12 protein-coding genes are annotated in these 15,171 nt (G+C 64.5%); 6 read left to right on the plus strand and 6 right to left on the minus strand.

What is annotated here, in order from left to right:
* Positions 1-155 precede the first annotated feature (155 nt).
* Positions 156-935, plus strand: coding sequence for an enoyl-CoA hydratase-related protein (locus tag IVA92_RS08685; RefSeq protein ID WP_247279775.1), 780 nt, complete (start codon positions 156-158; stop codon positions 933-935).
* A gap of 111 nt (positions 936-1,046) precedes the next feature.
* On the opposite strand, the gene IVA92_RS08690 is transcribed toward IVA92_RS08685, so the two are convergent.
* From IVA92_RS08690 to IVA92_RS08700, 3 genes are read right to left on the minus strand one after another with little or no spacing between them, the layout of a single operon-like run.
* Positions 1,047-1,424: a DUF6285 domain-containing protein gene (locus tag IVA92_RS08690; protein WP_247279776.1), complete on the minus strand. Its 378-nt coding sequence runs from the start codon at positions 1,422-1,424 to the stop codon at positions 1,047-1,049.
* Positions 1,425-1,427: 3 nt separating this feature from the next.
* Positions 1,428-2,414 (minus strand): phosphotransferase family protein, encoded by a 987-nt coding sequence (locus tag IVA92_RS08695; protein WP_247279777.1) that lies wholly within the window; start codon positions 2,412-2,414, stop codon positions 1,428-1,430.
* Positions 2,411-3,199, minus strand: coding sequence for an enoyl-CoA hydratase/isomerase (locus tag IVA92_RS08700; RefSeq protein ID WP_247279778.1), 789 nt, complete (start codon positions 3,197-3,199; stop codon positions 2,411-2,413). The genes IVA92_RS08695 and IVA92_RS08700 overlap by 4 nt, the downstream gene beginning before the upstream one ends.
* 165 nt (positions 3,200-3,364) lie before the next feature.
* Between IVA92_RS08700 and IVA92_RS08705 the strand changes: the two genes are divergently transcribed.
* The 3 genes from IVA92_RS08705 to IVA92_RS08715 all read left to right on the plus strand — a co-directional run bounded on the left by IVA92_RS08705 (position 3,365) and on the right by IVA92_RS08715 (position 6,262).
* Positions 3,365-4,144, plus strand: a complete 780-nt coding sequence (locus tag IVA92_RS08705) for an SDR family oxidoreductase (protein WP_247279779.1) — start codon at positions 3,365-3,367, stop codon at positions 4,142-4,144.
* Between the two features lie 107 nt (positions 4,145-4,251).
* A complete protein-coding gene (locus IVA92_RS08710; protein WP_247279780.1) occupies positions 4,252-4,632 on the plus strand; it encodes a VOC family protein in 381 nt (126 codons plus the stop codon).
* Positions 4,633-4,984: 352 nt separating this feature from the next.
* Positions 4,985-6,262 (plus strand): acyl-CoA dehydrogenase family protein, encoded by a 1,278-nt coding sequence (locus tag IVA92_RS08715; RefSeq protein WP_247279781.1) that lies wholly within the window; start codon positions 4,985-4,987, stop codon positions 6,260-6,262.
* Positions 6,263-6,617: 355 nt separating this feature from the next.
* Here IVA92_RS08715 and yghU read toward each other — a convergent pair whose 3' ends face one another.
* Positions 6,618-7,493: a glutathione-dependent disulfide-bond oxidoreductase gene (gene yghU / locus IVA92_RS08720; protein ID WP_247279782.1), complete on the minus strand. Its 876-nt coding sequence runs from the start codon at positions 7,491-7,493 to the stop codon at positions 6,618-6,620.
* Between the two features lie 320 nt (positions 7,494-7,813).
* Here yghU and IVA92_RS08725 point away from each other — a divergent pair, with 320 nt between their 5' ends.
* Together IVA92_RS08725 and IVA92_RS08730 are read left to right on the plus strand one after the other, a co-directional pair.
* Positions 7,814-8,947, plus strand: a complete 1,134-nt coding sequence (locus IVA92_RS08725) for a nitronate monooxygenase (protein ID WP_247279783.1) — start codon at positions 7,814-7,816, stop codon at positions 8,945-8,947.
* A gap of 134 nt (positions 8,948-9,081) precedes the next feature.
* Positions 9,082-10,590 (plus strand): acetyl-CoA acetyltransferase, encoded by a 1,509-nt coding sequence (locus IVA92_RS08730; RefSeq protein WP_247279784.1) that lies wholly within the window; start codon positions 9,082-9,084, stop codon positions 10,588-10,590.
* A 144-nt stretch (positions 10,591-10,734) separates the two neighbouring features.
* On the opposite strand, the gene IVA92_RS08735 is transcribed toward IVA92_RS08730, so the two are convergent.
* Positions 10,735-11,931, minus strand: a complete 1,197-nt coding sequence (locus IVA92_RS08735; protein WP_247279785.1) for an efflux RND transporter periplasmic adaptor subunit — start codon at positions 11,929-11,931, stop codon at positions 10,735-10,737.
* Positions 11,918-15,097, minus strand: a complete 3,180-nt coding sequence (locus IVA92_RS08740) for an efflux RND transporter permease subunit (RefSeq protein WP_247279786.1) — start codon at positions 15,095-15,097, stop codon at positions 11,918-11,920. Before IVA92_RS08740 ends, IVA92_RS08735 begins: the two co-directional genes overlap by 14 nt.
* Positions 15,098-15,171 lie beyond the last annotated feature (74 nt).

The following is a 15,171-nucleotide window of genomic DNA, read 5'->3' on the forward strand; positions in this document are numbered from 1 at the left end:
CTTCGCACGATTAAGCGGAGAAGAGCGCATCCAAGTCAAGCAAGCCGAGACGTGTGAGGCACGCAAGGCGCGCTTGCGCATTTCGGTGGTGCTCAAGCGCACCCGCGCGCTAGTATGACGACAATATTCCTTCACGAGAAAATGCGGGAGCGATCATGGAGCTGAAATTTTCCAAGGTGGAACGCAAGGGCCCGATCACGATCGTCACACTGTCGCGGCCCGAGGTCTATAACGCGCTGCACACGGACGCGCATTTCGAGCTCAACAAGGTCTTCGACGATTTCTCGGCCGATCCCGAGCAATGGATCGCGATCGTCACCGGCAGCGGTGACAAGGCGTTCTGCGCCGGCAACGATCTGAAGTGGCAGGCCGCGGGCGGCAAACGCGGCTGGGACAAGGGTGGGTTTGCGGGCCTGACCTCGCGGTTCGACTGCGACAAGCCGATCATCGCCGCCGTGAACGGCGTCGCGATGGGCGGCGGCTTCGAGATCGCGCTGGCCTGCGACCTCATCATTGCCTCGGAGAATGCCACCTTCGCGCTGCCCGAGCCGCGCGTTGGCCTGGCCGCGCTCGCCGGTGGCCTGCACCGCCTGCCACGGCAGATCGGCCTCAAACGCGCCATGGGCATGATCCTTACCGCGCGGCATGTCAGTGCCAAGGAAGGCCTCGAGCTCGGCTTCGTCAACGAGGTGGTGCCGCGAGGCGAGGCGCTCGACGCCGCGCTGCGCTGGGCGGAGATGATCACCAAGAACTCGCCGATGTCCATACGGGCCTCGAAGCAGGCAATCCAGAAAGGGCTTGGCGTCTCGCTGGAACAGGCGATCGAGCAGCAGCGGGAGTATCCGGCGGTGAAGGCGATGGTGGCGTCGCAGGATTACATCGAGGGCCCGAAGGCGTTTGCGGAGAAGCGACCACCGAAATGGGTGGGGAAGTAAACGAGTCTTTCCCCCCGTCATTGCGAGGAGCTCTTGCGACGAAGCAATCCAGACCGCCTCCGTGGAAAGACTCTGGATTGCTTCGCTGCGCTCGCAATGACGGGGAGAGAGCTACCCGCCTCGCGACAGCTCTCGCTTGTATGACGCGTAATTCGGCTGATCGACTGCGAGCTTGTCCATCGTGGTCTGCCAGAGGTGCTCGGCAAGGCCCGGCGTTGCGAGATCGATCTCGCCTTTGGCAATGCGCATCGCGAGCGTGCGGTTGAGCTCGATCAATGAACCGTCCATGCCCAGCAGCGCGCGCAGCCGCTCCACCTCCGCCGCATCGCTGCCCTCCTCCCGCGTCAGCTGCCGCGTCACGAGATCGAGGATGTTGATGGCGACGCGCAGCTTGAAAGCCTGGTGGCCGGAGATCAGCGGCGTGATCTCGTTGCGCAAGAAATCGGCGACTGACTTTGTCAGCTCGATCGGCGTGGGTTCGTCCTGCATGCATCAGCTCCCGCGCGGCGCCAGCAGCCGCAACAGATCGATCTCGGTCTCGGAGGCGCGGCGTCCGATCATGGCGCGCTCCATGGAATGGTCAGGCCCCTCGCGAAACCGCTGCATCATGCCGCCGCACATGATGCCCCAGCGCAGCGTGCCCATTACTTCCCAGAATTTCACGCGCGGCGGATCGACCTTGCGGCCCGCGGCCTCATAGCCCGCAAACAGCTCCTCGCGCGAGCCGAAGCCGCCAACCGGCTTGTCGATCTCGCCGAAACGCCACGAGTTGACGCAGACCCAACCGAGATCCTCCATGGGATCGCCGAGATGGGCGAGCTCCCAGTCCAGCACGGCACGGATACCGTCGGCGCCGATGATAAGATTGCCGTTGCGGAAATCGCCATGTACCAACGTCTCCTCCGCCGAGGGACCGGGATCGTGGTCGCGCAGCCAGCGCAGCGCCAGCTCGAACACGGGCTTGGGCCAGTTCAGGCTGCGATAGTCCCGCTCGAACTCATCGACCTCCTTCGCCGCGGTCATGCGGCGCAGCTCCGGCAGCTTGTGCAGCGGCAGCTTGTGCAAACCGGCGAGCACGTCGCCGATCTGCCGCGCCAGCAGCGGCCGTGCGGCTGCGAACTCCTCATCGCGAAGGATCTTGCGGGCGATAGTCTCGCCCTCGATCCGCTGCATGATGAAGCCCGTGCCGAGATCGTCCTCCGGCGTGAGCACATGCATCACGCGCGGCGACGGCACGCCAGCCTCATAGGCGAGCTGCATCAGCTGCGCTTCAGCGGCGAGGCCTGCCGCGCGCGTTGGCGCGGCGCCATAGCCCTTCGGCGAGCGGCGCAGGATTGCGCCTATCAGCCCATCGGGATGCACGATATCGAAGCGCCACGTTTCCTGACTGGCGCCGCCAGAGAGCTTGGCCGCGCCGGCGACGCCGGTCGCACCGGGACACCAGCGCGCGACGCTGCGGGAAAGCTCCGCCTCGATCATTTGCCTTTGAACTGCGCGGGGCGCTTCTCCAGGAACGCGCCGACGCCTTCGCGGAAGTCATCGGTGTCGCCCGCTCGAAGCTGGCACTGGAATTCGAGGTTAAGCTGATCCTCGAAAGAATTTTCCGGGCTGTCCCAGTAGAGTTTGCGGATCAGCGACAGCGCCACCGTCGGGCCGCTGGCGAGCTCGCGTGCGAGCTTCATCGCCTCCTCCATCAGCACGCCGTCATCATAGACGCGGTTGACGAGGCCCCATTCCAATGCCTTCTCGGCCGGCAGCCGCTCGCCCATCAGCGACAATTCGATCGAGCGCGCCCGACCGATCAGGCGCGGCAAGAGCCAGGTGGAGCCGCAATCCGGCACAAGACCGATGCGGCGGAAGGCTTGCAGGAAATAGGACGAGCGCGCGCACAGGATCATGTCACCGAGCAGCGCGAAGCTCATGCCGGCGCCGGCGGCGGGACCGTTGACCGCGGTCACGATCGGGCAATGCAGGTTGCGGATGCGGCGCAGGAACGGATGAAAGCCGGTCTCCAGCGTCAGGCCGGCCTTGGTCTTCTTCGGCTGGTTGTTGCGGCCCTGGAGATTTGCCCCGGTGCAGAACGCCCGCCCAGCGCCGGTCAAAACGACGCAGCGCACCTCATCCTTCTTCTCCTCGATCGCATCCAGAGCTTCGGCAAGGCCGCCCAGCATGTCCAAGGAGACTGCGTTCATCACCTCCTGATGGTCGAGCTTGAGGATCGCGACCGAACCATCGAGATCGAGCGTGACGTGTTTGAACTGCATGGTTTCCTCGTCAGCTTGCCGCCTGCGTCAGTTTCGCAGACCGGAATTTGTTTTTCCGGGCGCATATTTGATTTTTGGCGCGGTCTTGTCCATGGTGATCAGAGCATAGCAAGCAATCTTGCGCGCAGCGGCTGATCCGCCGCAGGCCAAAACAGGAAACGCGCCATGAACCTTTTCGACCTTTCCGGCCGCGTCGCCGTGATCACCGGCGGCAATGGCGGCATCGGGCTCGGCATTGCGCAGGCGCTCGCCGGCCAGGGCTGCAACGTCTCGATCTGGGGCCGCAATGCTGACAAGAACAAGGCTGCTGCCGCGAGCCTGGCCGGCCTTGCCGGCAAAGTTGACACCCGCGTCTGCGACGTCACCGATCCGGCCTCGGTCGATGCTGCGATGAAGGCGACGCTCGACGCGTTCGGTCGGGTTGACGGCTGCTTTGCCAACGCAGGCATCGGTGGCGGCGGGCGGCGCTCGTTCATCGAGCGCACCGAACAGGAATGGCGCACGATGTTTTCGACCAATCTCGACGGCGTATTCCACGCGTTCCAGGCCGCGGCAAAGCACATGACCGAGCGTGCCAATGCCGGCGACCCCTTCGGCCGGCTGGTTGCGACCTCGAGCCTCGCCTCGATCTTCGGCACCGCGCGCAACGAGCATTATGCGGCGACCAAGGCCGCCATCAACGCGCTGGTGCGTGCGCTCGGCGTCGAGCTCGCGCGTTACGGGGTCACCGCGAACGCGATCCTGCCGGGCTGGATCAAGAGCGACATGACCGCGGGGCTCATGGCCAACGACAAGTTCGTCGCCAACGTGATGCCGCGCATTCCGGTGCGGCGCTTCGGTGAGGCATCCGATTTCGGCGGCATTGCAGTGTATCTGATGAGCAAGGCGTCGTCGTATCACACCGCCGATACATTCGTGATCGACGGCGGCTATACGGCGTTTTGATCTCGTTAACCCGGATGGAGCGCAGCGTAATCCGGGACAGCCAAAAGCAAACAGACCCGGATTTCGCTGCGCTCCATCCGGGCTCCAAACTCGGAGGGAATGGGCAAATGTTCTCGCACGTGATGATCGGCACCAACGATCTCGACAAGGCCAAGGCGTTCTACGACAAGCTGCTCGGCACGCTCGAGGTGCGGCCGGCCAGGGTCGACGGCCATCGCATCTTCTACATCACCAAGACCGGTGTGTTCTCGGTGTCGAAGCCGATCAACGGCGAACCGGCGACCTGCGCGAATGGCGGCACGATCGGCTTTGCCTGCAATTCGCCGGAGCAGGTCGAGGCTTGGCACGCGGCCGGAGTCGCGGCCGGTGCGACCTCGATTGAGGATCCGCCCGGTGTCCGCCAGGGCCCAGGCGGCAAGCTCTATCTCGCTTATTTGCGCGACCTCGACGGCAACAAGATCTGCGCGATGCATCGGATGCCGAACTAGGTCTGGGCCATGCCCCGGCTTGCCGTCTCCGCTGAAGCTTCGCCGGCCGAGAGCGCTTGTAGGCCCGGCGTAGCCTATTAGCGGAGCCGGGACCGGGGCATCCGGTACGCCGCGGCTTTTCGGTTCAATCACCGTCGTCTCTGGAATACTGGATCGCCCGATTGAATCGGGCGATGACAGCGGAGGTTGTCGCGAGCGCAGCGAAACCTCATCACCATTCAAACAACATTTCAAACGCCTTGGCGATATTCCATCGCGTGGCATGGCTCTGCGTGAAAAATGCGCGCTCGCACTTTGGCGGCGCTGCGACTATTCTTGCGCTCAGCGGAATCCTAGCGCTCCGGGAGGAACAATGACAAAGCACACCTACATTCCCCGCACCACCAACTACACCCTCAATCCCGGCGACGAGCTCAACGACTTGCGCATGTCGGACCAGGTCCGCCCGCTCTACGACCACGTCAAGAAGTTCATCCGCGACACCGTCGAGCCGATGTCGATCGAGTTTGCCAAGGCCGGCGAGAACAAGGAGGATCGCTGGAGCTTTACGCCGAAGCAGCTCGAGGTGCTCGAGAAGGCCAAGAACAAGGCCAAGCAGGAAGGCCTCTGGAACTTCTTCCTGCCCGATGACGAGACCGGCCAGGGCCTGAAGAATCTCGACTACGCCTATATCGCCTCCGAGCTCGGCAAGAGCCCGCTGGCATCCGAAACCATGAATTGCTCGGCGCCCGACACCGGCAACATGGAAGTTCTGGAGCGCGTCGGCACCAAGGAGCAGAAGGAGAAATGGCTGAAGCCGCTGCTCAACGGCGAGATCCGCTCGGCTTACGTCATGACCGAGCCGAACGTCGCCTCCTCCGACGCAAAGAACATCTCGACCACGGCCAAACTCGTCGGCGACGAATGGGTCATCAACGGCGAGAAGTACTACATCTCAGGCTTAGGGGACCCCCGCTGCAAGATCCTCATCGTGATGGTGAAGACCAATCCGGATGCGGCACCGAGCAAGCAGCAGTCGCAGATCCTCGTGCCGCGCGATACGCCCGGCGTCGAGGTGCTCGGGCCGATGTACGTGTTCGGCCAGGACCACGCTCCGCGCGGCCACATGCATATGCGCTTCAATAATGTCCGGGTGCCCAAGGAGAACATCCTGCTCGGCGAGGGCCGCGGCTTCGAGATCTCGCAGCTCCGCCTTGGCCCCGGCCGCATCCATCACTGCATGCGCACCATCGGCAAGGCCGAGAAGGCGCTCGACCTCATGGTGCAGCGCGGCCTCACCCGCGAAGCCTTCGGCAAGAAGATCGCCCATCTCGGCGGCAACATGCAAATCATCGCGCAGGCCCGCTGCGAGATCGAGGCGATGCGGCTGATGGTGCTGAAGGCCGCGAAGGCGATGGACGTGCTCGGCAACAAGGAGGCCCGCGTCTGGGTCTCCATGGTCAAGGCCATGGTGCCGGAGCGCGCCTGCAAGATCATCGACCAGGCTATCCAGATGCACGGCGCCACCGGCATCTCGCACTGGACGCCGCTGGCCGAGATGTATCAGGACGTGCGTCACCTCCGCTTTGCGGACGGTCCGGACGAGGTGCACTGGATGGTGGTGGGACGCCACGAGCTGAGCATGGCGTGATCCGCACTCTCTGTTCCCTCCCTCGCTTGCGGCAGGGTAGTCGCATTTGGGAGAGCCCTTCTTTGTGGCCATCCTTCGAGACGCCCGCCGTTGGCGGGCCCTCAGGATGAAGGACCGAGTGCGCGGCAGCAGCTTCAACGGGCAAGTGCCGCTTAGCCTCATCCTGAGGAGACCGCGAAGCGGTCGTCTCGAAGGACGAGGCGCGCGCTCGGACGCCGCCAAAAGTCATATGCGATCGCGCCTGCCGCTCGCGATGAGAGGAGTCGACGCTGCACCTTCTCGCGGAGACTCCCCCTCACCCGGATCGCAAGAGCGATCCGACCTCTCCCCGCAGGCGGGGAGAGGTGAAGAAGCGCTACATCGCCGGCGAGAGCTTGTCCTGCGTCTTGGTCTCGAAATCGCTCGCGTCGTGGCGCTCGTGGAGCTGGCTGGCGGGATCGCCGGAGACACGATTGACCATGCGGCCGCGCTTCACGGCCGGGCGCTTGGCGATCTGATCGGTCCAGCGCTGCACGTTCTTGTAGTCCTGCACCGAGAGGAATTCGCCGGCGCCATAGACCAAGCCCTTGGCGAGGGCGCCGTACCAGGGCCACACCGCCATATCGGCGATGGTGTACTCGCTGCCCGCGAGATATTCGTTGTCGGCGAGCCGCCGGTCGAGCACATCGAGCTGGCGCTTGGTCTCCATCGCGAAGCGATCGATGGCGTATTCGATCTTGGTCGGCGCGTAGGCGTAGAAATGGCCGAAGCCGCCGCCGAGATAGGGCGCGCTGCCCATCTGCCAGAACAGCCAGGACATCGCCTCAGTGCGGGTCTTGACGTCCTTCGGCAGGAAGGCGCCGAACTTCTCGGCGAGGTAGAACAGGATCGAGCCGGACTCGAACACCCGGATCGGCTCGGGCCCGGAGCGGTCCATCAGCGCCGGGATCTTGGAGTTCGGATTGATGTCGACAAAACCGCTGCCGAACTGGTCACCGTTGCCGATCCTGATCAACCAGGCGTCGTATTCGGCGCCCTTATGGCCGAGCGCCAGCAACTCTTCCAGCATCACCGTCACCTTCACCCCGTTCGGCGTCGCCAACGAATAGAGCTGGAGCGGATGGCGGCCGACCGGTAGCTCCTTGTCGTGGGTGGGGCCGGCGATCGGGCGGTTGATGTTGGCGAACTGCCCGCCATTTTCCTTGTTCCAGGTCCAGACTTTGGGCGGCACGTAGGCAGGGGTATCGGTCATGCGAGAGGCTCCGGCGGAAAGATGCGCCTGCATTAATTAGCCCGCAAATGGCAGATGACAAGGGCTGCTCGATCTGCGCCCGGCGCGGGCCTCAGGCTGGCGTCATGCGACCTCGCCTGGCTGCCGCCTGCGCCGGCGCTTCGGACTCCATCCCGAAGCCCTCCATGCACCAGGAGTTAGCCTGCGAGTGGAGCATCGCGCGGCGTGTCCACGCAAGATGCGCCGTCGAATCCGGCATGGCATCGCCAGCGACGATCCGCTAGCGTCGCTTTGCTTCGCCGCGACAGCAACGAGAACGCGAAGACCGCCGGGAGAGAGCCATGAAATCGCCAATTTGCGACATGCTGGGGATCGAGTTCCCGCTGCTCGCCTTCAGCCATTGCCGCGACGTCATTGCGGCCGTCAGCCGCGCCGGCGGCTTTGGCGTGTTAGGTGCCACCGTGCACACGCCTGATACGCTCGAACGCGAGCTGAGATGGATCGACGATCACGTCGATGGCAAGCCCTACGGCATCGACGTGCTGATCCCCGAAAACATCTCCACCGCGGGCGAGAAGAACGTCACCTGGAAGAGCCTGGAAACGCGCGTGCCGCAAGAGCACCGCAACTACGCGCGCGATCTCCTGAAGAAGTACGACATTGAACTGACGACCACTGAGGTCGCCGCCGACCAGCCGCAGCCGTTCGACGCCAAGACGGCGCTGGAGCTGCTCGAAGTTTCGTTCCGCCATCCGATCCGGCTCATCGCCAATGCACTCGGCGTGCCGCCGAAGGCCATGATCGAGATGGGCAAGACCCACGGCGTGCCCGTTGCTGCGCTTGTCGGCGCCAAGGAGCACGCGCTGCGCCAGGTCGCAGCCGGCGTCGACATTCTCGTGGTGCAGGGCACGGAAGCCGGCGGCCATTGCGGCGAGGTCTCGACCATGGTGCTGGTGCCGGAGGTGATTAAGGCGATCAAGCCGATCCGCGAGGTGCCGGTGCTGGCCGCCGGCGGCATCATGACGGGCCGGCAGATGGCGGCCTGCATGGCGATGGGCGCGGCCGGCGCCTGGACCGGATCGGTGTGGCTTGCGACCGTCGAGGCCGAGACCACGGAGATTTTTCGCGAGAAGATGATCGCGGCGTCCTCACGCGACGCGGTGCGCTCGAAGGGCCGTACCGGCAAGCCGGCGCGACAGCTCCGCTCGGTCTGGACCGATGCCTGGGACCGCGCGCCGGAGAGCCCGGGCGCGCTGCCGATGCCGCTCCAGAGCATCATCAGTCGCGACGCCTTCAACTCCATCGACCGCGCGGCGGCGAGCGGCAATGCCAAGGCGCGTGATCTCGTCAGCTATTTCGTCGGCCAGGGCGTCGGGCTGATCGACAGCGTGAAGTCGGCCGGCGCCGTGGTGCAGGAGTTCAAGCAAGAGTTTGCGGAGGCCGTCGAGCACATGAATGCGCTGGTGGCGGAATGATGGACCCTCATGCTGGGGAGGCGCGCAAGCGCCGTCTCGAACCATGAGCGCCCGTGGCCTATCCTTCGAGACGCCTGCTTCGCAGGCTCCTCAGGATGAGGTCGGAGATCTCAGAGAGTGAAGAAGCAAGAACAATGACGACTGTTTCCCCAGACCGCATCCCCGTCATCGTCGGCGTCGGCGAGATTGTCGACCGTCCCAGGGAGATCACTGATGGCCTCGAGCCGCTCGATCTGCTCGAACAGGCGCTGCGGCGCGCGGAAGCAGACGCCGGCGCAAAGCTGCTGGGCGAGGTGCAGTCGCTTGACGTCGTGAACTTTCTGAGCTGGCGCTATCGCGATCCGGAAGCGCTGCTGGCACAGCGGCTCGGCATCTCGCCTTCGCATTGTTACTACGGCCCGGTCGGCGGCGAGAGCCCGATCCGCTATATCCACGAGGCTGCGAAGCGCATCGCGCGGGGCGAATGCACCGTGGCGGCCATCTGCGGCGCCGAGGCGCAATCGACCGCGACCAAGGCTGAGCGCGCCGGGACAAAGCTGCCATGGACACCATTCGCGCACGACGTCGAGGAGCCCAAGCGCGGGGCAGCGTTCCAGAAACCGCTGGCAGTGAGACTCGGCGTGTTCCGCCCCGTCACCGTCTATCCGTTCTATGAGGCGGCTTCGTCCGCTCATTGGGGCCAGACGCCGCGCGAGGCGATGGCGGAATCCGGGACACTATGGTCGCGCTACTCCGAAGCCGCGGCGCAAAATCCCAATGCCTGGCTGAAGCGGCGCTATGCGCCTGACGAAATCACGACGCCGACCGCGGACAACCGCCTGATCGCATGGCCTTACAATAAGCTCATGGTCGCCAATCCCAGCGTCAACATGGGCGGCGCGCTGCTGCTGACGAGCGTTGCCAAGGCGCGTACGGCGGGCATTGCCGAGGGCAAGCTGGTCTATCCGCTCGGCGGCGCCTCGGCGGAGGAGCCGCGCGACTATCTCCTGCGCGACCAGTTCTACGAGAGCCATCCGCAGAACGCGGTTCTGAAGGCCGTGATGGATCTCGCAGGCGGCGACGGCAAGAGGTTCGACGCCATCGAGCTCTACAGCTGCTTCCCGTGCGTCCCGAAGATGGCGCGGCGCACGCTTGGCCTGGATGCCGACGTGCAGCCGACCGTGACCGGCGGCCTCACCTTCTTCGGCGCCCCGCTCAATACCTACATGACGCACGCGGCCTGCGCGATGGTGCGGCGCGTGCGCGACGGCGCCAAGCTCGGTCTGCTCTACGGCCAGGGCGGCTTTGTCACCAAGCACCACGCGCTGGTGGTGTCGAAAACGCCACCGCGCGAGGCGCTGGTGCAGGAGACGAGCGTGCAGGCGGAAGCCGACCGCAACAAGCGGGCCGTGCCGGAATTCGTCGCGGAGGCAACTGGCAAGGGCAAGGTCGAGAGCTTTACCGTGCTCTACGGCCGCGGCGGCGAGATCGAGCATGGCGTGGTGATGTTGCGGACGGCAGACGCTCGCCGCACGCTAGCGCGGATTCCAGCGAGCGACACGGCGACGCTGACACATCTGCTCAACATGGATCGCACGCCGGTGGGATCAGTCGGCGAGGTCACGATGGCGGCCGACGGCGTGCCGGAGTGGCGGGTGACGTAGCTCTCGTGTCCCGGACGCGGTGCGGCATGCAAGGCCGCTCCGCAGAGCCGGGATCCGGCAAGAAACACGGTGCTTTGAGGCGAGACGAGGCCGGCTCAGCAGCGCATCACTTCATGCTGCGCTGCGTCCGGGGCACGAGGCGCCCTAGCTCTTCGGTGCCTGCTTCTCCGACGCAGTCGCCGGCTTGGCCTTGGCGCCAACCACGCGCACCGCATCCCCATCCGACAGGCCGTCCGGCGGTGCCGTGATGACGCGGTCGTCCGCTGTAATGCCCGAAGCAAGTTCGATCTCGCGGCCGAGGTCGCGCGCGATGGTCACGGTCTTGAACTGTACCTTGTCGTCCGGGCTGACCGTCGCAACGCGCAGGCCATTGCTGTTGAAGATCAACGCACTGGCGGGGATGCTGAGCGGCGCGGAGTCGCGCTGCAAGTTGAGCTTCACGCTGGCATAACCGCCGGGCATCAGCTCGCCGCTGGAATTGTCGAGCCCGAGCTGCATCCGCGTGGTGCCCGAGGCGACGTCGACGGACTGGGAGGAGGCTTCCACGGTCGCCTGGAACGACCGATTCGGATATTCCGGGAGCGTGATGGTGGCCTTGGCGCCGATCTTGACCGCCGGCACATAGTTCTGGGGCACGTTGACGTAAACACGCAGCTTGGTGATGTCAGAAACCACGAACATAGCCGGACCCGCCCCGCCGCCGGCATTGATCAGCGCGCCGACGTCGGTGTCGCGGGCGGTGACGACGCCGTCGAACGGCGCGGTGATCTTCTTGTAGCCGGCCAGCGCTTCGAGCCGCTCCACGTTGGCCTGGCCCGAATGCACGGCAGCGTTCTTGTTGGAGAGATCGGCAGTGCGCTCGTCGATCTCCTGTGCCGAGACGAAGTTCGAGGCGACCAGCGTCTTGCGGCGGTTCAGCGTCGCTTCGGACAGCCTGGCGCTGGCCTGCTGGCTAGCGAGGTCGGCGCGGGCCTGCAAGAGCTGCTGATCGAGGTCTGGCGCCTCGATCTCGGCAATCACCTGCCCTGCCTTGACGCGGGCGCCGATATCGGCGCTCCAGCTCTTCAGGTAACCCGACACGCGCGCGAAGATCGGCGCGCGGTAATAGGCCTCCAGCCGGCCCGGCAGATCGATGGTGGCGTTGAGGGCCTTGGCGTTGGGCTGGGTCACCGCAACGCTCGGAATGGCCTGATCATCGGTCCATTCCTTCAGCTTGGAGCCCTGCTCCTCGCGGGCACGGATGCCCGTGCCCACGACGAGGCCTGCCGCAATCAGCGCCACCACGCCGAAGATGCCCAATTTCCGGTGCGACACCGGGGAGCGGGTCTCAGTGGGCGACATGCGCAGTCTCCAATGGGGCGGCGGCTTTGGCGCCTTGTTTCTTGTGTACCATGCTGAACACCACGGGAACAAACATCAGCGTGGCGAAGGTTGCAAAGATCAGGCCGCCGATCACGGCGCGGCCGAGCGGCGCATTCTGCTCACCGCCCTCGCCGAGGCCCAAGGCCATGGGTGCCATGCCGATGATCATGGCGAGCGCGGTCATCAGGACGGGGCGGAATCGGACGAAACCGGCTTCCAGCGCAGCGGCGACGGGATCGCCGAGCTCCTCGTAGCGTTCACGCGCGAAGGAGATCACGAGCACGCTGTTGGCGGTGGCAACGCCCATGCACATGATGGCACCGGTGAGCGCCGGCACCGACAGCGTGGTCTCCGTCATGAACAGCATCCAGACGATGCCCGCGAGCGCGGCCGGCAACGCCGTGATGATGACGAAGGGATCGGACCAGGACTGGAAGTTCACGACGATCAGGAAATAGATCAGCACGACGGCGCCAAGCAGGCCGAACAGGAGACCAGTAAAGGCGCTGTTCATGGTCTGCACCTGACCGAGCAGCACCACGGACGAGCCCTTCGGCACCTCCTTTGCGGTGTCCGCGATCAGCTGACGGATGTCGGCGGCGACCGCCCCGAGATCGCGGCCCGACGTGGTCGCGAAGATCTGCACCATCGACTGAATGTCGTACTGCGAGACCACCGCGCTCGAGGTCGAGCGCTTGATGTCGGCGATGCCGCCGAGGATCGGCGATTGCGCATTGCCGGTCGCGGTGATCGGCAGCGTCTGAAGCGCGCTGAGCGAGTCGATCTGGTATTGCGGCGTCTGCATCACGATCGAGTACGACACGCCGTTGTCGGGGTTGAGGTAGTAGGTCGGCGCGACCTGCGAGGAGCCGGCGAGATTGACGACGAGGCTGTTGGTGACGTCACGTTCCGTCAGACCGACATATTGCGCGCGGGTGCGATCAACATCGATATTGAATGTCGGATTGTTTGGCGATTGCTGGATGCGCGCATCGGCAACGCCGGGAATCTTGCGGACCTTGGCCAGCAGATTATTGGCGTAAACGAAATTGGCGCTGACATTGGCGCCGCGAATCTGGAGGTCGATCGGCGCCGGCGCGCCAAAGTTCAGGATCTGGCTGACGATGTCGGCGGGCAGGAACGCGAAGCTGACGCCGGGGAACAATCGCGGCAGCTGCTCACGCAGCACGCGTACATGCTCTTCGGTCGGCTTATGGCCTTCTTTCAGCTTGATCTGGATGTCGCCGTCCTGCGGGCCGATCACGCCGGTGTTGTTGTAGGTCATGTTGATGCCGGAGATCGGCATGCCGATGTTGTCGGTCATGGTCTCGATCTCGCCCGGGATCAACTTGCGGACCGCCTTCTGCACGTCGGCGAGCTGGTTGGCGGTCTCCTCGACGCGGGTGCCGACCTGGATGCGGACATGCATCAGGATGTTGCCGGCATCGACCGCGGGGAAGAAGTTGCGCCCGAGGAACGGCACCAGGGCAAAGGACGCGCCGACCACGCAGAGGAAGCCGATCACGAACACCGCACGCTGCACCAACGCGAGGCCGAGCAAACCACGATAGAAGCTGCGAATGCGCTCGAACCGCGCCTCGAAGCCGCGCTGGAACCAGACGAAGGGATTGCGCGACTTCGGCGGCCCGCCCTCGTGATGGACATGCGCATGCAGCAGGTAGTTCGCCATGGTCGGCACCAGCGTGCGCGACAGGATGAACGACCAGATCATCGCGAACATCACGGCTTCGGCCATCGGCACGAACAGGAAGCGCGCGACGCCGGTGAGGAAGAACATCGGCACGAACACGATGCAGATGCAGAGCAGCGACACAAAGGCCGGCGTCACGATCTGGTTGGCACCATCGAGGATCGACTGTTCGACCGGCTTGCCCTGCTCCAGATGGTAATTGATGTTCTCGATCGTGACCGTCGCGTCGTCGACGAGAATGCCGACGGCGAGCGCAAGGCCGCCGAGTGTCATGATGTTCAGCGTCTCGCCGATCGCCGACAGCATGATGATGGCACCCAGCACCGACAGCGGGATGGAGACCGCGATGATGATGGTCGAGCGCCAGCTGCCGAGGAACAACAGGATCATGACGCTGGTGAGCAGCGCCGCGATCACACCTTCGAAGGCAACGCCCTGGATCGCGCCGCGGACGAACACCGATTGATCACCGATGAAGCCGATCTTCAGTGCGTCGGGCAGCTGGTCCTTGACCTCGATGACCTTCTGCTTGATGCCGGCGATGATATCGAGTGTCGAGGTCGCGCCCGCCTTCAGCACCATCATCAGCACCGAGCGGTTGCCGTCGACATGGACGATGTTGGTCTGCGGCGGATTGCCATCGCGCACGCTCGCGACGTCGCGGACGTAGACCATCGCGCCGTTGACGGTCCTGATCGGCAGATTGCCGAGCTCGTCGATCCGGAGCGGCGAGTTGTTGAGCTGGATGTTGTATTCGAACTGGCCGATCTTCTGGGTGCCGACCGGCGTGATGAGGTTCTGGGCGGCGAGCGCGTTGGCAACGTCCTGGCCCGAGAGGCCGCGGGCCTGGAGCGCGGTCGGATCGAGGTCGATCTGAACCTGGCGCTGCTTGCCGCCGAACGGGTACGGGATCGCCCCCCCGGGCACAGTGACCAGCGGCGTGCGAAGCTGATTGATGCCGATATCGGCGAGGTTCTGCTCGGTGAGGCCTTCACCCGACAGCGCCACCTGGATGATCGGAACGGTGGAGGCGGAGTAGTTCAGGATCAAGGGCGGCGTCGCGCCAGGCGGCATCTGCTTGAGCAGCGTCTGCGAGATGGCGGTGACTTGCGCGTTCGCGGTACGGATATCGACGTTGGGCTGGAAGAAGATCTTGATGATGCCGAAACCGTTATAGGAATTGGCAGTGATGTGCTCGATATCGTTGACCGTCGTCGTCAGCGCGCGCTGGAACGGCGTCGTAATGCGGCCGGACATCTGGTCGGGCGGCAGGCCGGTGTACTGCCAGACCACGCCGATCACGGGAATGCGAATGTCCGGGAAGATATCAGTCGGTGTCCGCAGCGCCGCCAGCGGCCCAATGATCAGCAGCAGCAGCGCGAGCACGACGAAAGTATAGGGCCGGCTCAGGGCAATACGGACCAGAGCAATCATGCGCCAGGCAATTCCAGGTCAAGCAAGAATGTGGAAATCCGCCCCCGGGGCGACCCCCATCTCCCTTTACCCGA

The organism is Bradyrhizobium sp. 154 (assembly GCF_023073875.1).
In the GTDB taxonomy this organism is placed as follows: domain Bacteria; phylum Pseudomonadota; class Alphaproteobacteria; order Rhizobiales; family Xanthobacteraceae; genus Bradyrhizobium.